At 68.1% G+C, this 20,619-nt stretch carries 14 protein-coding genes; 5 read left to right on the top strand and 9 right to left on the bottom strand.

Going from position 1 to position 20,619, the window contains the following annotated elements; genetic code table 11:
- Positions 1–47 precede the first annotated feature (47 nt).
- From AC5P66_RS04040 to AC5P66_RS04015, 6 genes are read right to left on the bottom strand one after another with little or no spacing between them, the layout of a single operon-like run.
- Positions 48–1,106 (bottom strand): LacI family DNA-binding transcriptional regulator, encoded by a 1,059-nt coding sequence (locus AC5P66_RS04040; RefSeq protein ID WP_005421130.1) that lies wholly within the window; start codon positions 1,104–1,106, stop codon positions 48–50.
- A 39-nt stretch (positions 1,107–1,145) separates the two neighbouring features.
- Positions 1,146–2,735 carry a family 43 glycosylhydrolase gene (locus tag AC5P66_RS04035; RefSeq protein ID WP_478483696.1) on the bottom strand — a complete coding sequence of 530 codons (1,590 nt, stop codon included), beginning with the start codon at positions 2,733–2,735 and terminating at the stop codon, positions 1,146–1,148.
- Between the two features lie 17 nt (positions 2,736–2,752).
- Positions 2,753–4,036 carry a TRAP transporter large permease gene (locus AC5P66_RS04030; protein WP_005421133.1) on the bottom strand — a complete coding sequence of 428 codons (1,284 nt, stop codon included), beginning with the start codon at positions 4,034–4,036 and terminating at the stop codon, positions 2,753–2,755.
- A 3-nt stretch (positions 4,037–4,039) separates the two neighbouring features.
- Positions 4,040–4,570, bottom strand: coding sequence for a TRAP transporter small permease (locus tag AC5P66_RS04025; protein ID WP_005421135.1), 531 nt, complete (start codon positions 4,568–4,570; stop codon positions 4,040–4,042).
- A gap of 10 nt (positions 4,571–4,580) precedes the next feature.
- Positions 4,581–5,582, bottom strand: coding sequence for a TRAP transporter substrate-binding protein (locus AC5P66_RS04020; RefSeq protein WP_049413376.1), 1,002 nt, complete (start codon positions 5,580–5,582; stop codon positions 4,581–4,583).
- A 40-nt stretch (positions 5,583–5,622) separates the two neighbouring features.
- The gene (locus AC5P66_RS04015; RefSeq protein ID WP_049438643.1) at positions 5,623–6,450 is read right to left on the bottom strand and encodes a 2-keto-4-pentenoate hydratase; all 828 of its coding nucleotides are present in this window, start codon (positions 6,448–6,450) and stop codon (positions 5,623–5,625) included.
- Positions 6,451–6,624: 174 nt separating this feature from the next.
- Between AC5P66_RS04015 and AC5P66_RS04010 the strand changes: the two genes are divergently transcribed.
- From AC5P66_RS04010 to AC5P66_RS04000, 3 genes are read left to right on the top strand one after another with little or no spacing between them, the layout of a single operon-like run.
- Positions 6,625–7,599, top strand: a complete 975-nt coding sequence (locus AC5P66_RS04010) for an alpha/beta hydrolase (RefSeq protein WP_495216114.1) — start codon at positions 6,625–6,627, stop codon at positions 7,597–7,599.
- Positions 7,596–9,218, top strand: coding sequence for a carboxylesterase/lipase family protein (locus tag AC5P66_RS04005; RefSeq protein ID WP_164284315.1), 1,623 nt, complete (start codon positions 7,596–7,598; stop codon positions 9,216–9,218). Before AC5P66_RS04010 ends, AC5P66_RS04005 begins: the two co-directional genes overlap by 4 nt.
- Positions 9,219–9,269: 51 nt before the next feature.
- Complete coding sequence (locus AC5P66_RS04000; protein WP_005421147.1) at positions 9,270–9,857, top strand: cysteine dioxygenase family protein; 588 nt, start codon at positions 9,270–9,272, stop codon at positions 9,855–9,857.
- Between the two features lie 34 nt (positions 9,858–9,891).
- Here the strand turns inward: AC5P66_RS04000 and AC5P66_RS03995 are convergent, their stop codons facing one another.
- A complete protein-coding gene (locus AC5P66_RS03995; protein WP_495216090.1) occupies positions 9,892–13,695 on the bottom strand; it encodes a LamG-like jellyroll fold domain-containing protein in 3,804 nt (1,267 codons plus the stop codon).
- 156 nt (positions 13,696–13,851) lie between these two features.
- Positions 13,852–16,602 carry a TonB-dependent receptor gene (locus tag AC5P66_RS03990; protein WP_099495972.1) on the bottom strand — a complete coding sequence of 917 codons (2,751 nt, stop codon included), beginning with the start codon at positions 16,600–16,602 and terminating at the stop codon, positions 13,852–13,854.
- A 283-nt stretch (positions 16,603–16,885) separates the two neighbouring features.
- On the opposite strand from AC5P66_RS03990, the gene AC5P66_RS03985 reads away from it, so the two are divergent.
- On the top strand, positions 16,886–17,905 hold the full coding sequence (locus tag AC5P66_RS03985; protein ID WP_099495971.1) for a sugar kinase: 1,020 nt from the start codon (positions 16,886–16,888) through the stop codon (positions 17,903–17,905).
- Positions 17,892–18,530 (top strand): bifunctional 4-hydroxy-2-oxoglutarate aldolase/2-dehydro-3-deoxy-phosphogluconate aldolase, encoded by a 639-nt coding sequence (eda, locus tag AC5P66_RS03980; protein WP_099495970.1) that lies wholly within the window; start codon positions 17,892–17,894, stop codon positions 18,528–18,530. Before AC5P66_RS03985 ends, eda begins: the two co-directional genes overlap by 14 nt.
- A 48-nt stretch (positions 18,531–18,578) precedes the next feature.
- Here eda and AC5P66_RS03975 read toward each other — a convergent pair whose 3' ends face one another.
- Positions 18,579–20,468: a sigma-54-dependent Fis family transcriptional regulator gene (locus tag AC5P66_RS03975; protein WP_049413388.1), complete on the bottom strand. Its 1,890-nt coding sequence runs from the start codon at positions 20,466–20,468 to the stop codon at positions 18,579–18,581.
- Positions 20,469–20,619: the final 151 nt, after the last annotated feature.

The raw sequence follows: 20,619 nt of genomic DNA, 5'->3' as shown, positions 1-20,619 counted from the left end.
CGTGTTACGACCAGAGGTCATGACCTGCAGGATTGATCCCTGGGGGATCAATCCTCCGGCGGCTGGCAGGAATCGCGGACGATCAGATGCGGCCGCACGCTGGCAATGGGCAGCGCGGCCTGGCCTTCGGGCTGGATCAGCATCGCCGCGGCGGTGCGCCCGGTATCGCGCGTGTGCCGGCGCACCGAGGTCAGCGAGGGCCACAGGCGCGAGGCCAGCGGGCTGTCGTCATAGCCGACGATGGACAGCTGGCGCGGAATGTTGATGCCCGCGCGCAGCGCCACCTTGTAGATACCGGCAGCCATTTCATCGTTGCCGGTGAAGATGGCGGTCGGGCGGCGCTTGCCCAGCAGCAGTTTCTCGGCAGCGGCTACACCGGATTCGAAGGTGTAGCCGGCCTCGATGATGCGGTCCTTCGGCAGTTCGATACCGCGTTGCAACAGTGCGTCGATGAAGCCGGCGGTACGTTCATGGGCCGAACGGTAGGCGCTGGGACCGGTCACCAGTGCAATGTCACGGTGGCCGAGCGAGAGCAGGTAGTCGGCGGCTTCGGCCGCACCATCGCGGTCATGGGTGACCACCATCTGCGAGCTTTCGTCCAGCGGCAGCGCTGCCACGCGGGTAAACCGGCAGCCGATCTCATCCAGCATGTCCGCCAGCGCCTGGTCTTCCGAGGCACGCGGCACCAGGATCACGCCGTGCAGCTTCTGCTGCTGCACGAAGCGACGCACGCCTTCGATGTAGCCGGGGCTGCGGCTATCACAGGGATGCACCACCAGCTCGAAGCTGGATCCACGCAATGCATCCAGCGCGCCGTACTGCATGTCCACGATGTACTGCGCGGTGGGGTTGTCGTAGACCATGCCGATCAGGAAGGAGCGGCGGAACGCCAGCCCGCGGGCCAGTGGATCGGGCGTATAGCCCACTTCACGCATCAGCGCTTCCACCTTGTCGCGCGTGTCCTTGCGCACCAGTGGCGAGTTGTTGATGATTCTTGAAACCGTTTTCTTGGATACACCCGACAGTCGCGCGATGTCGTTGATGGTGGCTACCTTGCCCTTCGCCAATGCCGGCGTAGCGGCATCGTTCTTGTTGCGCACTGACATGTTTTGAACCCGGTAAGTCTGGGGATTCCGGCTCCGCGCTCAGTCCAGCGCGCGGTAGCGGAAGTTGCGGAAGGTTACCGCACCGTCGCCGGCCGCATACAGCGCCGGCTTCAGCGCCAGGAACCTGCCCGCGACATTGTGATGGTATCCGGACACTTCCATCTGAACCGGATACTTCTGCCAAGTGTGCCCGTCGGTGCTGGAGTGGAAGGTGACGATGTGGCGGTTGTTGGTCACCCGCAACCACAGCCGGCCGCCGCGGCCCGGCGCCGGCCTGGCAGGGCGCTCCTCGCCGTAGCGATGCATGATGAACGACTCGCCGTTGCTGCCCACGCCCACGTACAGCCGGTCGCTGTAGAACAGCAGCGCGCCACCCACGGCACCGGGGGCGATCTCCATCTCCACCTCGAACTGGTAGGCCCGGTCGCCGGCGATGGTGGTCAGCGGCGAGGCATCGCGCGGCGTGCTGCCCTTGCCCTGCAGGACCAGGCCGTTGCCACTGAAACCCAGCCGGCGGTACTCGTCCTGCGCCGGGTTGAAGAACGCCCACTGTGGGCCAAGCGTGCTGCCGCGGAAATCATCCGACAGCGCCATGCCATGAGGCGACAGCGCCTGTCCTGCCGGCTTGCGCAGTGGCTGGCCGAGGTCGCCGCCGTTGGCCCGGAACCAGCCGTCAGCGGTCCATTCGATCGGTTCGAGCAGGGCCTGCCGACCCAGCGTCCAGAAGCCGTTCTCGTACCCGTGGTACATCATCCACCAGCGTCCATCGGTCCCTTCGATCACCGTCGCGTGGCCGCGTGACCACCAGGGCTCGGCCGCCGACTGCGTGCGCGTGATCGGGTTGTTGGGCGCGTTCTGCCATGGTCCGTGGATCGAACGCGAGCGCGCCGTGATCACCATGTGCCCGGTCGGCGGACCGGCGGTGCCACCCACTGCCGTGGTCATGTAGTACCAGCCGTCGCGGACGTGGATCTTCGGGCCTTCCTGCGCGTAGGCCTCAACGTCCCAGTCCTGCGGGTAGCGCCAGCCGTCATAGACGTGTTTCGGCGTGCCGACCACGCTCAACCCGTCGTCGGCCAGCTGCACGTAATCACCGCCACTGAGGAACAGGTAGCGCTTGCCGTCTTCACCCACTGCATGGCCGGGATCGATGTAGCCGCCCAGGCCGATGTCGATCGGCGCGCTCCACGGGCCCTTGATGTCATCGGCCCAGACCACGAAGTTGCTGCGGCGCTCGCCGGTGCGGGCCGGGAAGTAGATGAAGTAGCGCCCCCGGTGCTTGACGATGTCCGGCGCCCAGATCGCCCCCACGTTGCGGGTGATCGCATGGCCCAGCGGCTGCCAGTTCACCAGGTCGCGCGAGTGCCAGATCGGCAGGCCGGGATAAGCGTCGAACGACGACAGCGTGAGGTAGTAATCGTCTCCGTCCTTGAGCACCGAGGGATCCGGATGGTCGCCGGCCAGCACCGGATTGAGGAACGTGCCATCGCCACGGTCCGCCTGGCGCTGGTGTTCCAGCCCCCGCGCCCACTGCGCCGGGGCGCGCGCGGTCTCCGCCGCGGGTACAGGCCGTGCCGGCAGCAACAGCACGAGCAGAGTGACGGTGGCGGCGATACGCAGTGCACGCATGGCAGTCTCCTTGTGGCTCAGCCGCGCAGCGCGGCGGGCAGCCACAGCGACAGTGAGGGGAAGAAGGCCACGACCAGCAGCACGGCGAGCGCGGCGAACCAGAACGGCCAGATGGTGCGCATGCTCTGGCCCACGCTGATCTTGCCGATGGCCGTGCCGATGAACAGCACCGAGCCTACCGGGGGCGTGACCAGACCCAGGCCACCGGTGAGCACCAGCACCAGGCCGAAGTGGATCGGATCGATGCCGTAGGCGCGGGCCACCGGCAGGAAGATCGGCGTGCAGATCAGGATCATCGGCGCCAGGTCCATGAAGGTGCCCAGCAACAGCAGCATCACCACGATCATCAGCAGCACCATGAACTGGCTGTGCGCGAACGACTGCAGGAACTCGACGGCGGCCGCGGGCACCTGCAGGTAGGCCAGCAGCCAGCCAAACACGGCGGCGGTGGCAATCACGAACAGGATCACGCCCGTGCTGCGCGCGGCATGGATGACGGTGTCGAAGAATTCGCGCCAGCGCAGTTGCCGGTACAGCACGGTGGTCACCAGCAAGGCGTAGACCACAGCGATGGCTGCGCTTTCCACCGCGGTGAAGATGCCGGCACGGATGCCGATGAAGATCAGCGCGACCAGGCCCAAGCCGGGCAGGGCGGAGACGATGCGCAGGGCCACGGCGCGCCAGCCGGGAAAGACCTCCACGCCATAGCCGCGGCGGCGCGCCACCGCATAGCCGGTGACCATCAGCGCCAGCGTCATCAGCAGCGCGGGGACAATGCCGGCGGCGAACAGGTCGGCGATGGACAGGCCCCCGCCAGCAGCGGCCGAGAACAGGATCAGGTTGTGCGACGGCGGCACCAGCAGCGCCACCAGCGCGGCGGTGATGCTGACGTTCACCGCGAAGTCGCGGTCATAGCCGCGCTTGACCATCTGCGGGATCATCGTGCCGCCCACCGCCGAGACATCGGCGATGGCCGAGCCGGACACGCCGCCGAAGAACAGCGAGGACAGGATCGAGACCTGGCCGAGGCCACCGCGCAAACGGCCAACCAGCGACGAGGCCAGGGCGATCAGGCGCTCCGAGATGCCGCCGCGCATCATGATCTCGCCCGCGAAGATGAACAACGGAATGGCGATCAGCGAGGCCGAGCCGGTACCGGCCGAGATCTGCTGCACCAGCACGATGCTGGGAATATCCAGGTAGAGCAGGGTGGCCAGCGCGGCTGCGGCCAGCGCGTAAGCCACCGGCACGCCGAGCAGCAGCAACACGGCAAACACGGAGAACAGGATGGTGATACCCATGGATCAACGATCTCCTTCAGCGTCTTCGGCGCCGGTGGCGCGGGCCTGCAGCGCGTTCCACGCACGGTTCAGCGCGAACAGCAGCATCAGCCCGCCGCCCACCGCCAGTGGCAGGTAGTTGATGCTCTGCGGCAGATCGGCGCCGGCGGTCTTGATGTCCAGGCCGTCGAGCAGCAGATCACCCGACCAGAAGGCGATGAAGCCTCCCAGCACCGCCACAACCAGCTGCACCAGCACGTCCACCGCACGGCGCAGGCCGGGGCCCATGCAGGCGTGCAGCAGGAAGAAGCCGAAGTGGCGGTTGGTGTGCACACCGCAGGCGGCACCCAGGCTCATCGCCGTGGCCAGCAGCAGCAGCGTGACCGGCTCGGTCCAGCTGGGCGAATCGTTGATCACGTAGCGCGCGAACACCTGCCAGCCCTGCACCACCACCAGCCCCAGCAGGGCAGCAACGGCGCCGTAGATGGCGATGTCGGCGATGCGGTCCAGCAGGCGCTGGCCAGGCCCGGTGGCGGGCGTCGTCGTCTCGGTCATGGCAGTGTCCTCAGGCGGCGCGGATGCGGTCGACCAGCGCGGCGATCTCCGGCTGCTGCAGGTACTGCTGCAGCAGCGGCTGGGCGGCGGTGCGGAAGGCGGGCATGTCCACCTCGTTGGCTTTCACCCCATAGGCCAGCACGGCGCGGCGTGCGGCGTCCTCCGACGCATCCCACTGCTCGCGCATCACCTTCACCGATGCGCGCGCGGTCTGCAGCAGCAGCTGGCGGTCGTCAGGCGACAGGCGTTCGAAGCTGGCACGCGACATCAGCAACACGTCCGGCGCGTACGAATGGTCGCTCTGCGACCAGTAGTGCGCCGCTTCGAAATGGCGGCTGGAATGGAAGCTGCGCATGTTGTTCTCGGCGCCGTCGATCATGTGGGTTTCCATGCCGGAGAACGTGTCGCCCAGCGACATCGGCGTCGGGTTGGCGCCGAGCAGGCGCATCAGCTGGATGAAGATGTCCGATGAGGCGACGCGCAGCTTCAGGCCGTGCAGGTCCTTGGGCGAAACGATGGGGTGCTTGGTGTTGTAGAAGCAGCGTGCACCGGAATCGTAGATCGCCAGGCCGACCAGGCCGCGGCCCTGGAAGCCGCGCAGCACGGCTTCGGCCACGCCGTCATCCAACGCGGCACGCTGGTGCGCCACCGACGTGAACACGTAGGGCAGGCACAGCGCCTGGGTCAGCGGAAAGGCATTGTTCAGCGCACCGGCATAGACGCGGGTGATATCGATGGCACCGAAGCGCGCCATGTCGATCGCCTCGGATTCGCGGCCCAGCTGGCCGGAGTGGTACTGGCGCAGGCGCAGGCGGCCGTTGGTTTCGCGCTGCAGCGTTTCGCCGATCCACTTCACCGCGGTGACGGTAGGGTAGTCGGCCACATGCACGTCGGTGGCGGTCAACAGCGCGCCACCGGCCAGATCGCTGCCCGGCCCGCGGCCACAGGCGGCGAGCATCGGGGTGGCCAGGGCAGCAGCGCCACCGGCCAGGAAGTTACGTCGTGTGATCATCTGCGCCCTCCCGCGCGTGTTCACCAGGGCAGCCCCGCGGTCATCCCGCGGGCACGGCCCGGCAGGCAATGTCACCGAAGCCGGCAAAGCGCACCAGCGCCGTTTGTCCTGCCTCGATATCGTGGATGCCGGTGGCATTGCCGGTGGCGATCAGGTCGCCCTTGCGCAGCGGCCGGCCACGCAGGGCCGAACGGGACAGCGCAAAGGCATAGGCCGCCCGCAGGCCACCGGGCAGGCGGGTGGCGCCACCGGTGCCGACCACCTCACCTTCGATCAGTGTCTCGGCACGCAGCGAGTTTTCGTCGCGTGCGGTCCAGTCGACGATCTCCGGGCCCAGCACCAGGCCGTTGTTGTTGCCAAAGTCGGCCACCACCACGCGCGGACCGAGTTCGTTGATGGTGGCGAGCGGACTGCTGGCCACTTCCACGCCGATGTAGAGGCGCGCAGGCAGCGCTTCGGCCTGTTCCGGGGACCAGTGCAGCTGTCCGGCCGGCGCGTCCTCCAACAGCTCCAGCACGTACTCTGCTTCGACTGCGCCGAAGCCCCCGACGAAGACCGGGATGTCGCTTGTTCCACCGGTATCATTCCAGAGCTGACGTTTGAAGATCGGCCCCAGCAGGCGCTCATCGCCGGAGCCGTCGCGACGCTCGGCAGCGATGTAACCCACCTTCCAGCCGACCACCGTATCGCTCCACAGACCGATGGCCTGGTCCTGCACGTGGTAGGCAGCCACCAGATCGACGGGGATCTCTCCGGGGAACGCGGGCAGGGCCTTGCCTGCGCGGCGTGCATCGGTGAAGGCGCGGGCGATGGCGGCTGCACCGTCCGGCGCCGGCCTCTGCCCCTGTGTGCCGTGTTCGTTGCTCAAGAACGGTCTCCCTCTGCGTTGTTGCACTGCCCATCGACAGCGTCTGCAGGAGGTGTATATGGTAAACCGGTGTCATCGCGCAAGCCGCAGCGCATCACACCCGCTTCCGGGGCGCTTGCGGCACGCTGCCCACCCTTCGCTGGAGCCCGGTCCGCCATGCGTCTGCCCCCTCTTGTGCTGTTCCTGTGCGTTCTGTTGACGCTTGCCCCGGCACGTGCCGCCGACGTCCCGCTGCGCGACGGCCAGCGGCTTGCCGGGGAGGTGGCGGGCGAACGCCTGCCGCTGTGGCCGGACGGCCAGGTACCTGGCCAGAGCGCTCCGGCACGGAAGGCGCGGGTGGTTGAGCGCAGCCCCGATCCGGCCCATCCGGACCGGTTCGTGGACGGGATCGATGCGCCATACATGATCGTGCACGCGCCGCCACGTCCGAACGGGCAGGCGGTGCTGGTCATTCCGGGCGGCGGCTACCAGCGGGTGGTAATCGACAAGGAGGGCAGCGCGCTGGTGCCGGACTGGGTGCAGCGGGCAGGCTTCACCCTGTTCGTGCTTCGCTACCGCCTGCCGCAGCCGGGCAGGGACCGCCAGGCGGCGCTGGCCGATGCCCAGCGTGCGCTGCGGGTCATGCGCGACCAGGCCGCACGCCGCGGCCTGGAGGCTGACAATGTGGCGGTCATGGGCTTTTCCGCCGGCGGCCACGTGGCTGCGCGGCTGGCCACCGGCTTCGATGCTCCGGTCTATCCCGCACGCGATGCGATCGATCAGCTGAGCGCGCGCCCGGCACGGGCGGTGCTGGTCTACCCGGTCATCGACATGGGCGCGCATGCGCACAGCGGTTCGCGCGGGCGATTGCTGGGCGAGCACCCTGACCCCGCATTGGCGGCCCAGTACTCGGTGCAGGAGCACGTGCGCGCGGACATGCCACCGACCATGCTGATCCATGCCAACGACGATCGCGTGGTCAGCGTGCACAACAGCGAGGTGATGGCGCAGGCGCTGGCCAGGGCAGGTGTCGAGCACGAACTGCATGTGTTCGCCCATGGTGGCCACGGCTTCGGCATGCGCCTGCAGCCCGGCTCCACCCTGGCGCAGTGGCCAGCGCTGGCACAGGCATGGCTGACAGCAGGAAAGGGTGCGGAGGGCAGCCGATGACGGGAGCACCCGACGATCTGCAGCGCCGCCGTTTCCTGCGCGACAGCGCGCGCTGGGCGTTGGCCACGGCCACGCTGGTGGCACTGCCGGCAGCGGCGTTGCCCGGTGCACGCGACGAACGCCTGCCGATCGTCCGCGTGCGCGGGGGGCGCGTGCGCGGCCAGCATGAACAAGGCGTGCTGGTATTCCGCGGCGTGCGCTACGGCGCCGATACCGGCACCCATCGCTTCCAGCCACCACGCCGGGAAGCGGCATGGAACGGGATCGCCGACGCACTGGACTATGGCGCGGCCGCACCGCAGGGCGGCGCGGAAGGCCCCGGCAGCGAAGACTGCCTGTTCCTCAATGTCTGGACCCCCGCACTGGGGGATGGCGGCCGCCGCCCGGTGCTGGTCTACATGCACGGGGGTGGGTTCAACAACGGCTCCGGCAGCGATCCGCTGTACGACGGCAGTGCGCTGTGCCGCCGCGGCGATGTGGTGGTGGTGACCCTCAATCATCGGCTGAACACCTTCGGTTACCTGTACCTGGGCGCACTTGGCGACGCACGCTACGCCGCGTCGGGGAATGTCGGCCAGCTCGACCTGGTACAGGCGCTGCAGTGGGTACGCGAACACGCGGCGATCTTCGGCGGTGACGCTGGAAACATCACCGTGTTCGGCCAGTCCGGGGGCGGCGCCAAGATCGCCACGCTGATGGCGATGCCTGCGGCACGCGGCCTGTTCCAGCGCGCGTGGACAATGAGCGGGCAGCAGGTCACCGCGGCCGGCCCGCGTGCCGCCGCACAGCGCGCCGCCATTGCAATGGAGGCAGTGGGTGCAAAGGACCTGTCTGCCCTGCTGCGGCTCCCGGCCGCCGATCTGCTTGCAGCCACCCGTGCCCGCGATCCATCGCGGGTGGAAAGCACATCGCTGTACTTCGGGCCGGTACTGGACGAAGTCTCCCTTCCGGTGCATCCGTTCTGGCCGCAGGCACCGCGGCAGTCGGCCAGCATTCCGATGGTGATCGGCAATACGCGCGACGAGACCCGCGCCTTCCTCGGCAACGATCCGGCCAACTTCACCTTGACCTGGGAGACGCTGCCGGCACAGCTGCAACGCCAGCAGTTCGTGGATCTGCTGCCGCAGACGGTGATCGCCGAGTATCGGCGCCTGTACCCGCATTACACGCCTTCGGAGGTGTTCTTCGCAGCCACTACCGCAGGCCGTTCCTGGCGCGGCGCAGTGGAGGAACTGGAAGCGCGTGCGCGCCAGCCCAGTGGGGCCGCGCCCACCTGGGCCTACCAGCTGGACTGGGGCTCACCGGTGGAGCAAGGCCGGCTGCGCGCCTTCCACACGCTGGACATCCCACTGGTGTTCGACAACGCCGGCCTGCCCGGCGCACGCACCGGTGGCGGCGCGGATGCGCATACGCTGGCGGCGGCAATGAGCGACGCACTGATCGCCTTCGCGCGCAACGGCGACCCCAATCATCGCGGAATGCCGCAATGGCCACCCTACGCGCTGCCCCGGCGGCAGACCATGCTGTTCGATCGCCAGAGCGGCGTGGTGGACGATCCTCGTGCCGGCGAACGTGCGCTGTACGCGAAAGTACCGTTCGTGCAGCGCGGTACGCAGTGATGACACCGCGGTGCAAACATTCTGTTAACCCCTCTCGGCTAGAGTCGGGACATGGGAACGATGTCCTTGCCACCGTCATTCACCGGCCGGGAACGGCTGTTCGCTGCGATCGATGCCGCGGTGATGCTGGGTACGCCGGAGGCCATCACCGGTGCGCTGCAGCGGGTGCTGCGCGAGGCCATCGTCGATCCGTCCATCCAGCTGCCCCCCTGCGTGCGGCGCCCGGTCGAAGGGCATTACGCACGCCGTGAACTGCACCGCAGCCCGACCCTGGGCTACAGCGTCATCGCCATGTGCTGGGGCCCAGGCCAGGGCACGCCCCTGCATGACCACGATGCCATGTGGTGCGTGGAAGGTGTCTGGCAGGGCGAACTGATCGTCACTCCCTATGCGCTGATTGAACAGGATGGCGAACGTCATCGCTTTGCCGCCCAGCCCACGCTGTACGGCCACCGCGGTAGCGCCGGCAGCCTGATTCCGCCGCACGAGTACCACACGCTGTGCAACGCCAGCGACGCAGACGTGGCCGTGTCGCTGCACGTCTACGAGGGCGTGATGGAACGCAGCGCGGTGTTCGAGCCGTTGGATGATGGCTGGTACCAGCGCCGGATGAAGCGGCTGGAGACCGAGGCGTCCTGACCCGCGCCGGATCAAGCCGGGCGTAATGCAGGCATCATCGTGGCACGCCGACCACGTTGTTGAGCCGGGTCACTTCCTCGCCACCGTCGGCCAGCGCCACGCGCACGCGCAGGCCGCTGCGGTCGCCGGCCGGCAATGGCAACCAGACCTGCACGGTCTTCGGCTGCAGGTCACTGGGTGCCCCCAGCGCCGGCACGTCCGTGCGGGCGATCTCGCGACCGCGCGCGTCTTCCAGCATTGCTACGCCCATGCCGGTGCCGACATGCCCCAGGCTGTGCACGGTCACCTGCAGCTGGCTGCCGTCGATGCGTACGTCGCCGCGACCCACGCCCAGGTCCGGCCGTGTTTCCACCGGTGTTCCCTCGGACACGCGTTCGAACTCGAACACCTCGGTACGCCCGGGACGGAACTGCAGCGCTACCGAAGCGCTGGTTTCCAGCTGCACGCGGCGTTCGGCGGGCGTGCCGTCGATGTGGCCATCGCCATCGGCATCCACGCCGCTGCGTATCCGCCAGGTCCCGCTGGCCACGTTCCAGCCGGTCATGTCGGCGCCGATGGTGCGCGTGCCCAGGTTGTAGCTGGTAACGGTGAAACGTTCACGCGACGGCGCATGCACCAGCAGGGCGACCTGTTCGGCCGCTCCCTCGCGGTCGAAGCGCCAGCTGACGGTATGGCCGGGCCAACTCTGGTTGCGCTTCAGCGCAATGCCACCCAGGCGTGCGCGCTGCAGGAATTCACTGGGCGCTTCCACGCGGTCGGACCACCAGTGGCCCTCGGTGTTCATGTATGCGCGCTGCACTTTCGCCTGCAGGCCGTCGGCATGCAGGGCGGCGATGTATGACCTGTCGCCGCTGGCCTGCCACGCCATCAGGCTGGCGAAACCGGTTTTTCCCGCGTCGGCCTCGGCGCGCAGCAGCGGGTACCAGTCCTGTTGCCGGCCCAGTACGTCCACGACGTTCTCGCCCAGGTTGGCCAGTGCGCCCGGGCCGCCACGGGCCACGCGGTAGTCCAGTGCCTGCAGGTACTTCGCATCGCCGCTCCAGCGCCACGCCGCCCAGAATGTGTGCATCGTGTCGCCGCTGCCGGAGCCGTTGTTCAACTCGCCGCCGCGGGTGGCACCGCTGGCCCAGTTGATCTCGTTGGGCAGGGTGAAGCCTCCCTTGTCGTCCTTGCCTGCGTGGGCCAGATAGCCATCGGCCAGGCCGATCACCAGCGCGCGGCCGGTGGGATCGGCGTTGTACTGGCCCAGCAGGAACGCCGGGTGCAGCACCGGGAAAGAATACGGCTTCTGCCACTGCCAGTTCGGTTCGCGGTAGACCTTGTTGCCACCGAACCAGTTGCTGGAAAACAGCAGGTGGCCCTGCGGGTTGCGCAGGATGATGCGCTCGTCGAAGGCCTTCACCGTTTCCATCAGGCGTTCCAGCGTCAGCGGGTCGCCCCAGTTGAGGTAGAGCATGGCGCTGTTGGTGTTGATGCCTTCCTCATAGGAATGCAGCTCGTCGGTCTCGATGGTGCTCAAGCCGTTGCTGAACATGCCATTGCGGTACACCGCATCGGACAGCGCGGTCAGCGAGGCGTTCAATCGATCCGGCTGCACACCCATCAGGGCCAGCCCCGGCCACTGCTGGGTCAGGTCGGAATCGTCGGAGATGCCACCGCCGAAATCCCCGTAGGCCACCTGCCGTTCATCGATCCACCAGTCGACGAACTGCCGCACCTGCGCCAGGTCCTGCACCTGGTTGAATGCCCACGCCGGCACGCCCCTGGGCACGGCAGGCGCCGTGTAGGGCGGGCGGCCCTGGCTGTTGTAGCTGATGTAGTTCCAGTACAGGCGGCCGAGTTCATGGTCCGGATCCACCCGCAGCAGGTCGCTCAGGTCCGCATACACGCGCGCGTACAGGCGTTGGCGCTTGGACGTGGTGTGCTCTTCCACCAGGAAGCCCCAGTTGTCGCGGACCTGGTTGAAGCGGTCGGCCACGTGCTCCTTCAGTGCCTCGGCGCGCGGCTTGAACACCAGCCGGACCTGCGCACCGTCGAGGGCATCGGCATCGAAGCGCGGTGCGGCCGAGGCGATGCTCAGCCACAGGCTGTCCGGGGTGAGGATGCGATCGCGCAGGTCCAGCCACAGCGTGCGTTTCTGCCCTGGTGGCACCGACACCGATACGTCGATCATGTCGCGCGCCGGCCAGATCGGATCCTTGATGCGGATGTTCAGCGGGATCAGCCCATCGTGGGTGGGCGGCAGGTTGAGCGCGGGAAGGTCGATGGCCACGCCGTCCAGGCCGTCGTGCATGTTCTCCCAGCTGTAGGCCCAGCTGCGGATCAGCGGCTGGTTGGCGGGTGCATCGCCCACCCCGGAAGGGATCAGCACGTGCACGATGGGCCGCGGATGCGCAGGCAGGGTGCCGGCATCCCGGCGGCGGGAACCGGCGCCCTTCGGCAGCGCCATCACCGTGCTGCGTTCGGCGGCCGGGAAACGTCCATCGATGTAGCGGCGCAATGCGTCCAGGTTGGTGTAGTCGGGCAGCGCGTGGCTGTCGATGATGTAGGTCTGCTTCACCGTGCCTTCCGGCTCGCCGCCCTCGCTCACGTGGTAGGCCCAGATTTCCTGGATCGGTGTTTCCTGCTCGACGTTGCTGAAACGCAGCACGCCGCCGCGCTGCGCGGCAATGTTGTCGACGCTGCGCACCACGCCGCGCGGGCGCGTGACCAGCACGTCGGTGGCATGTTCGGCGTCGGGCCCGTGGGAGAGGGTGCCGAAGGCCGCACCACGGATCTCCACCCGGTTCACCGTTTCTGTGGCCGGCAGGGTCAGGTCCAGGTGCTGGCCGCCTTCCACATAGGTGTTCCAGTCCGGAAGCTGGAAGTAGTCATTGCGGCCGGGCAGGCGCGAGCGGTTGTAGACGCCCGGCCAGGTGGTTTCGGCGATGCCATCGGTGGCCTTCCACATCCACGCCTTCAGGTCACGGGTGTCGGCAAATTCGATCTTGCGGATGCGGGTGCCGCCCGCCGCCACCGCTGGGGGGGCAGCCCCATCCCAGCCGAAGCGGTGGCGCCAGGCGCGCGTGCCATCGGCAACCCCCACGGCGCTGGCCGGTTCGCGCCCGCGAGCCAGCGCTGCCACCGCTGGCACATCCAGCATGCGGTCGTAGACCCGGATGTGCTGGAAATCGCTGCCACGCAGGAAGTTGTAGCGGCTCTGCACCTGGTACGGCGCCATCACCCGACCGGCCAGGCCAAGCTGGTCCAGCGCGGCATCGTAATCGCCGGTGGCCTGCGCGCGCGCGACTTCGCGGCCATCGATGAACAGGCGCACGCCCTGGTCCTCGTCCCAGGCGAAGGCCAGGTGCAACCACTGGTCGGGACGCGGCAGTGCATCCATGCGGAACGACACGCGGGTGCGTGCCAGGTTGGCATCGGTTACGAAGGCATCGAAGCCGTGCCCGTTCCAGTCGATGCGCAGCCAGGCCATGTCCCAGCTGCTGTGGTCGGCGTAGCCGACGCGGAAGATCACGAACGGCGCTTCACCCACCGCGTAGCGTGAACGCCAGTCGAAGGCCAGCGTGCCGCGCTGGGCCAGGATGTTGCCCGGCGCATCCCAGGCAAGCACGCCGTCGTCTTCCCATTGGATGGCCTTGCCATGCTTGCCGTCGTCGACCACCGCCACCTTGTCGCGAAAGTTCGCTACGGCCTCACCGTGAGCGGTCACGGCCTGCAGGCCGTGATTGGCATCCACATGGAAGAGCAGGGTGGGGACATCGGCGGCGGCCGTCGCGGGGCCTGCGGCCAGGGCGACTGCCAGCAGCAGGCAGCGGAACACGGTCGTGCGGTGCGGCATGGAGACATTTCCTTTCAACGGGCGACGGCCGGCGGCGGGGCGACGGCCGGCGGCGGGCCGCCGGACCGTAGCAAGGCCACGCCGCAGCGGCACCTTGCGGCGCAGCAGCGGTCATGGCGAACCGCGGCGCGTATCGGCACGCGCCGCCGGCGTTGCTCAGAACTTGTAGCGCACGCCCAGCAGGAACTGGCGGCCGGTTTCGGTGTACTGCAACGGCAGTCGGCCGGTCAGCGGCGAGTAGACCCACTCGTCGGACGCCTCGTTGGTCAGGTTGATGCCTTCCAGGCTCAGTTCCAGCTGGTCGCTGATCTTGTAGCGGACGGAGGCATCGAACACCGTGGTGCCGGTCATGCCGTGATAGCCATCCAGATTGAAGCCGGTCTCCTGGCCAGGGGCCTGGGTCAGGTAGTCATCGCGGTTGGTCGCCGAGATGCGGCCGGCAAACCGCTCCCCTTCGTAGAACAGCGTCGCGTTCCACGATGACTTCGACAGACCGGTGAGATCGGTCTTCATGACCGGCTGGCCTGCCGAGTTGAGGTACTGGATCTTCGATTCCACCCAGGTGTAGTTCAGCTGTATGCCGAGGTTGGCCCACTTGCCGGGCAGGAAGGTGAAAGGCTGCGTGTAGTTGGCTTCCACGCCGTGCAGTTCGCCACCGGGCGTGTTGACCGGCTTGCTGTAGGTGAAGTCATCGCTGGCCGAGGCTCCGGTGCCTTCCAGCAGCGAGGCGGGCAGGCCGCTGTCGCTGTAGGGACGCACTTCGCGGGTGGTCTGGATGAAGCTCTCGATATCCTTGTAGAACAGGCCGATGCCGGCCATCGCGCCCTCGGCGAAGTACCATTCGAAGCCGAGATCGACATTGGTCGCGCGGATCGGATCCAGGTCAGGATTGCCGCTGGAGATGGTGCGCGCGCCGCCGGCCACAGCCACGGTCGCACCGGGCGTCAGGCTGCCCAGTCCCGGCCGGCTCATCACCTTGGCCGCGCCGAGCCGGATCAGGAAATCCGGCGTGACTTCCGCCACCAGGTTGAACGAGGGCAGGGTGTCGTCATAGGTGCGGTTGGCCGTGGTCTGCACCGTGCCGTTGGCCAGCGTGGACAGGCCGGTGGAGGACTGCTTGGTGCGCACGTACCGCACGCCCACGTTGCCCGACAGGGGCAGGCTGCCCAGTTCGGTGGAGAACTCGCCCATCAAGTAGGCACCGCGGTCCTTTTCTTCCACGCTGCGCACATTGTTGGCACGCGGCGCCACCGCGAAGCTGCCGCTGTTGCTGTAGATGTCGAACTGCTCGGCAATCGCCCCGAGGTCGGGGACGACCCAGCTGGCGGGGCTGCCGTTGATGCCCTTCAGCCCTGCGGGCGTGGTCATGCCCGCCGGCACGACCTTCGTGCCATCGGCAAAGCCGGGTACGGCCAGCTCGCTGGCACGGCGCAGCTCGGTGGTGCTGAACGTGTAGTCCTTGGCCAGCACGCCGCCCTTCAGGCGGAAGCCCGGGCCGAGATTCCAGTTGAAGTCGATCTGGCCGGTATCGAAGTCATTGTCCACGTACTGCGGCCGCAGGCGGATTTCCGCCAGCTCCCAGCCGTTGGGGTTGGTCGGGTCGATGCCATAGTTGAGGACCGGCGCGCGGTTGTTGCCACGATAGTCGTAGCTGTAACCATCGACGTCATACTTGTCCATGATCACCGTGGTCTGCACGGGGTTCTCATGCCTGGAGCGCGAGATGCCGATCTTGCCGGACAGGGTGAAATCATCTCCGAAGCGATGCTGGCCGTTCAGTGCGATCTGCTTGAACTCGGTACTCCATTCGTCATGGCGGCTTTCGGAACGGATGTCGACATTGTCGAACTCGCCCTGGACCAGGGCGTTGTTCTCGATCACGCCGTTGCGGACCACCATGGCCGGCTTGCCGACCAGGCGCGGCGTGCTGCTGGTGCCGCGGCTGAAGGAGATCGCCTCGATGTAGTTTTCATCGCGGGTGGCATCGATCTTCGAGTACAGCGCGTCGAGCGAGATTTCAGTGGCATCGCCGGGTTTCCACTGCAGCGAGCCGGTCACGCCCAGGCGCTTCTGCTCATGCTCCATCTGCACGTAGCGCGGGAAACGCGGATGGAACACGTTGGCACCACGCGCTGCGGCGAACGGCGAAGAGGCCGCGAAATTGCCGTTGCTCGGGCCGTTGGCCCAGCGCCCGGTGTTGGAGCCTTCCTCCAGCGCCTGGCGCTCGGAGTAGGCCACCGAAAGCAGGGCGCCGAAGGTGCCATCGGCGAAGGTATTGGATACCAGCGCCGCGATCCGCGGGTCGGCCTTCTCGGCCATGGCGTTGTAGCTGGCCTGGCCACTGGCGGCGAAGGTGAAGCCCTCATAGTCGAACGGCCGCGCGGTACGCAGATCGACCGTGGCACCCAGCGAGCCTTCTTCAACGTCGGCCGAGGCGGTCTTGCGCACCAGCAGCTGCGAGAACAGGTCCGAGGCGAACACATTGAAGTCGAAGCCACGGCCGCGGTTGGTGCCACCGCTCTGGTCACCGGCGCCGACGGTGGTCAGCGCCTCCATGCCGTTGATGCGCACGCGGGTGAAATCCGGGCCCAGGCCGCGCACGGAGATGTTGCGGCCTTCGCCGGCCTCGCGGGTGATGACCACGCCCGGGATGCGCTGCAGTGATTCGGCCAGATTCAGGTCGGGGAACTTGCCGATGTCCTCGGCAACAATGGCGTCGACCACGCCGGCTTCGCCGCGCTTGATGTCCAGCGCCTTTTCAACGCTGGCGCGGTAGCCGGTGACGGTGACCGTGTCCAGATCGGTGGCGGCCTGCTGCTGGGCAGCCGCCGTGGTGGACAGGGCCAGCGCCACGCCCATTGCCAGCAAGGTAACCGGTGTCTTTTTTCCATGGATCCGAGATTGCATGCCTTTCCCCTCTCCCAAAGGTCTGGTATCGCGGCTGTGCAGCGGAATGACACCGCTGGTCAAAGCCGACGTTAACAGCACGCCTCGAATCGGGCATCTTGCAGCGCAACAGATCCGCAATGTCTCCAAGACGCTTGCAGGACAATGGTTTCGACATGCGAACCGAGCATCCGCAGCGCAACTTCGGTCTAGAATGACACCGCTAGTCAACGCCACACCCCCACGTGGTCCACAACCATGCCGCGCAGTGTCCCACGCTGGCGGCAAGCACGAAGGAGCGGAGATGGGTCGTATCGTGTGTTTCGGGGAGCTGCTGCTGCGCCTGGGTGCGCCCGCCCGCGAGCTGCTGCTGCAGTCTCCGCAGTTGCAGGTGCACGTGGGCGGAGCGGAAGCCAACGTGGGTGTCTCGCTGTCCCGGCTGGGACACCAGGTCTCGATGGTCGGCGCGGTCGCAGGCAACCCGCTCGGTGCCCACGCGCTGGCAGAACTGCGCCGGCACGGCGTGGACACCCGCCACGTTCACGAGGTGCCGGGCGCTCGGATGGGGCTGTATTTCCTCACCACCGGGGCGGTCCAGCGTGCCAGCGAAGTGGTCTATGACCGCGCGGACTCGGCGTTCGCGCGCAGCACTGCGGGCGACCATGACTGGCCGGCGTTGCTGCAGGGCGCGCACTGGCTGCACCTGTCCGGGGTCAGCCCGGCACTGGGGCCGGAGGTCGCCGCAGCGACGCTGGATGCCGCACGCGCGGCGCGGCAGGCCGGGGTTCGTGTTTCCTTTGACGGCAACTTCCGCCCCAGGCTCTGGCAGCGCTGGGGTGGTGACGCCCAGGCCGTGCTGCACGAGCTGTTCGCCCAGGCCGACATCGTCTTCGCCGACCACCGTGACATGGAGGTGGTGCTGGACCGGCCGTTCACGCAACAGGAGCCGGTCGCCCGCGTCGAGGCCGCCGCCGTCGCTGCGTTCGCAGCGTTTCCACAGCTGCAGTGGATGGCGTGCACGCAGCGGCAGGTGATCAGCGTCGACCACCATGCGATGGGTGCACTGTTGCTGGGCCGCGACGGAACACGCGCGCAGGCGCCCGTGCGCCAGCTGCAGGGCATCGTCGATCGCATCGGCGGTGGCGATGCCTTCGCGGCCGGCATCCTGCATGGCATCCTGTCCGGCCTTGATGCCGACGCCACTGTGCGCTTCGGCCTGGCCGCCGGGGCCCTGAAGCATTCCATCCCCGGTGATTTCAATCCTGTCAGCGAAGCTGACGTGCTGGCCCTGATGGGCGAGGAGCGATTCGATGTCCGCCGCTGATCCGCGCGTGCGCGCGGTGCTGAAACTGGCACCGGTGATTCCGGTGTATACCCCCGGCTCGGTGGAGGAGGCCGTGCAGGTCGCACAGGCGCTGTTCCGTGGTGGCCTGCCGGTAATCGAAGTCACGCTGCGCACGCCGCAGGCGATGGACGCCATCCGGGCGATGCGGGAGGCGGTACCCGATGCCGTGGTCGGTGCCGGCACCGTCCTCAAGCCCGCGCAGATGCAGGCGGCCCGGGAGGCGGGCGCGCGTTTCGCCGTGTCGCCCGGCGCTACGCCGGCCCTGTATGCAGCCGCCCGCGATGCCGACCTGCCCTACCTGCCGGGCGTGGCCACCGGGTCGGAATTGATCCTGGGTCTGGAGCACGGCCTGGATACGTTCAAATTCTTCCCTGCCGTGCAGGCTGGCGGCGCCGCGCTGCTGTCGGCCTGGCACGGGCCGTTCGCCGATGTCCGCTTCTGCCCGACGGGCGGGATCAGCGTGCAGACCGCACCACAGTTCCTGCACCTGCCCAACGTGCTGTGCGTGGGCGGTTCGTGGCTGACCACCCCGGCGCTGCTGCAGACCCGGGACTGGGATGCCATCGAACGCCTGGCCCGCGAGGCCGCAGTGCTGGCCGGCTGAGGCCGCTGCGGCGTTGCACCGGGCAGCGTCGGGCACCGTCGCGCGCGCTCAGCGCGTGGCGGGCCGGCCCAGGCGCCGGTACAGCGTGCTGCGGCTGATGCCCAGCTGCTTGGCCGCCGCGGAGATGTTGCCGTCGGCGGCCTGCAGGGCCTGACGCATCACCTCCTCGGCGATATCGCGCAGCCCACCGCGGACAGCGCAGGCGCTGTCTGCGGCCGTCACCTGCGGCGACAGCGGCGTGCTCATCAGGTCCGCCGGCAGGTGTGCTGCAGTGATCGGCTCGCCGGGGTCGCTCAACGCCACCAGGGTGCGCAGGCAGGCCTGCAGCTGCCGCAGGTTGCCCGGCCAGCGCTGCCGTTGCAGCAGCTCCAGCACCTCGGCCTGCAGTACGCGGCCTTGGGCCATCGGTGCCCACAGCGCCTGCAGCAGGGCGCCGCGCTCGTCCAGTTCGCGCAGGGTGGGCAGGTGCACCACATGATCGGCGATGCGGTAGTACAGGTCCGCGCGGAAGCGTCCGTCGGCCACGGCCTGCTGCAGGTCGCGGTGGCTGGCGCAGACGAGGGCGAAGTCCAGCTTTACCGGACGGCCACCGCCGAGCGGTGACAGTTCGCGTTCCTGCAGTACGCGCAGCAGTCGCGGCTGCAGGGCCAACGGCATGTCGCCGATCTCATCGAGGAACAGCACACCCCCCTGGGCCTGCCTCAGCAGGCCGGTACTGCCCTGCCGGCGCGCGCCGGTGAAGGCCCCTTCCTCGTAGCCGAACAACTCCGCTTCGATCAGCCCCTCTGGCAGGGCCGCGCAGTTCACCGCCACCAGCGGCTGGCCGGCGCGCGTACTGCGGCGGTGCAGCTCGCGTGCGAATACTTCCTTGCCGGTGCCCGTCTCCCCCTGCACCAGCACCGGCAGGCCGGCATCGAGCACGCGCACGGCCCGGTGCAACTGCTGCTGCACCGGCGTGGCCAGCACCGTGCCGGGCGCCGCCGGCACGGGAGCCACGGGGACCACGCGCGGAGCGCGTGCGGGCACGACGCTGCCGGCGCGTGCGCGGCGCTTGCTTTCACTGTGGCCGTACAGCGCGCGTCCCTGCCGGTCCAGCAGCATGCCGTCGTCGTGCAGCCGCGCGAGTGGCTGGTCGAACAGGGCCTCGTAGGAGGCGTGGCCGATGTCGTGCCGGTCCAGCCCGAACAGCCCCAGGCCAACGCGGTTGGCAGCCACCAGGCGGCCGTTGCGGAAGCCGAGCAGCGCTTCGCGCGGGCTGCCCAGCAGCAACGGCTGGGCATGCAGGTGCAGCAGTTCGCAGTCGTCCAGTCCGTCGGCAAAGTAACGGTGCTCGATCTGGTCCACGGCCTGGCGACCCAGCGCCAGCGCATGCAGATGGGCGTGGCGCGCGTCACCGGAAATGTCGAGCACGCCCACGCGCTGGCCGAAGGGATCGAAGATCGGTGTGGCCGAGCAGGTGAGGATGCCGTGCGGGGCGAAGAAATGCTCGCCGCCGCGTACCTGCAGGGCGCGGCCTTCGACGATGGCGGTGCCGATGGCATTGGTGCCGACGGTGCCTTCGTCCCAGCGCACGCCGGGCATCAGCGCGACCTGGCCGGCACGGTCCAGGAAGCTGTTGCTGCCCTCGGCATCCAGCACCCAGCCTTCCTCATCGGTGAGCAGCACGATGCCATCACTGCTGGCCAGCGAGCCGGCCAGGCCTTCCAGCTCGGGCCGGGCCAGCCGCCACAGGCGCTCGCGGCGCTGGCGCAGTTCGCGCAGGGAGGGTTCGGGCACCGGCGCCACGTCGGGCCGTGCATCCACCGATAGGCCCTGGCGCTGGCAGCGCCGCCACGACTGCAGGATGGCGTCGGGTACCACGCCAGCCGGCACTGCACCGCGCTCGAAGAAGGCACGGCGCGCGCCGCCGACGCGCTCGGGAAGAATCGGCTGGGACACCCTCTCGCTCCTTGTCGCATTCTGCGACAGCTGTTGCGGGCACTGTTTCGATTAAAAGCACATCCCGCCTTCAAGTGCCATGACGTCCACTGGTGCGCTGCGGCATTCCGCCAGGGGACCGCCAACACTGATGCCGCCGCGCCGCGTGATG

Source organism: Stenotrophomonas sp. YJH_SMC_122 (assembly GCF_059369535.1).
The sequence above is the reverse complement of the archived record's forward strand: the minus strand, read 5'-3'. Positions and strand labels throughout refer to the sequence as shown.

What these genes read in the sequence shown, in the direction of transcription:
- AC5P66_RS04035 (WP_478483696.1), bottom strand. Translation starts at nt 2,735, where the DNA reads ATGCGTGCACTGCGTATCGCCGCCACCGTCACTCTGCTCGTGCTGTTG.
- AC5P66_RS03985 (WP_099495971.1), top strand. Translation starts at nt 16,886, where the DNA reads ATGGGTCGTATCGTGTGTTTCGGGGAGCTGCTGCTGCGCCTGGGTGCG.
- AC5P66_RS04005 (WP_164284315.1), top strand. Translation starts at nt 7,596, where the DNA reads ATGACGGGAGCACCCGACGATCTGCAGCGCCGCCGTTTCCTGCGCGAC.
- eda (WP_099495970.1), top strand. Translation starts at nt 17,892, where the DNA reads ATGTCCGCCGCTGATCCGCGCGTGCGCGCGGTGCTGAAACTGGCACCG.
- AC5P66_RS04040 (WP_005421130.1), bottom strand. Translation starts at nt 1,106, where the DNA reads ATGTCAGTGCGCAACAAGAACGATGCCGCTACGCCGGCATTGGCGAAG.
- AC5P66_RS04030 (WP_005421133.1), bottom strand. Translation starts at nt 4,036, where the DNA reads ATGGGTATCACCATCCTGTTCTCCGTGTTTGCCGTGTTGCTGCTGCTC.
- AC5P66_RS04000 (WP_005421147.1), top strand. Translation starts at nt 9,270, where the DNA reads ATGGGAACGATGTCCTTGCCACCGTCATTCACCGGCCGGGAACGGCTG.
- AC5P66_RS03995 (WP_495216090.1), bottom strand. Translation starts at nt 13,695, where the DNA reads ATGCCGCACCGCACGACCGTGTTCCGCTGCCTGCTGCTGGCAGTCGCC.
- AC5P66_RS03990 (WP_099495972.1), bottom strand. Translation starts at nt 16,602, where the DNA reads ATGCAATCTCGGATCCATGGAAAAAAGACACCGGTTACCTTGCTGGCA.
- AC5P66_RS04020 (WP_049413376.1), bottom strand. Translation starts at nt 5,582, where the DNA reads ATGATCACACGACGTAACTTCCTGGCCGGTGGCGCTGCTGCCCTGGCC.
- AC5P66_RS04025 (WP_005421135.1), bottom strand. Translation starts at nt 4,570, where the DNA reads ATGACCGAGACGACGACGCCCGCCACCGGGCCTGGCCAGCGCCTGCTG.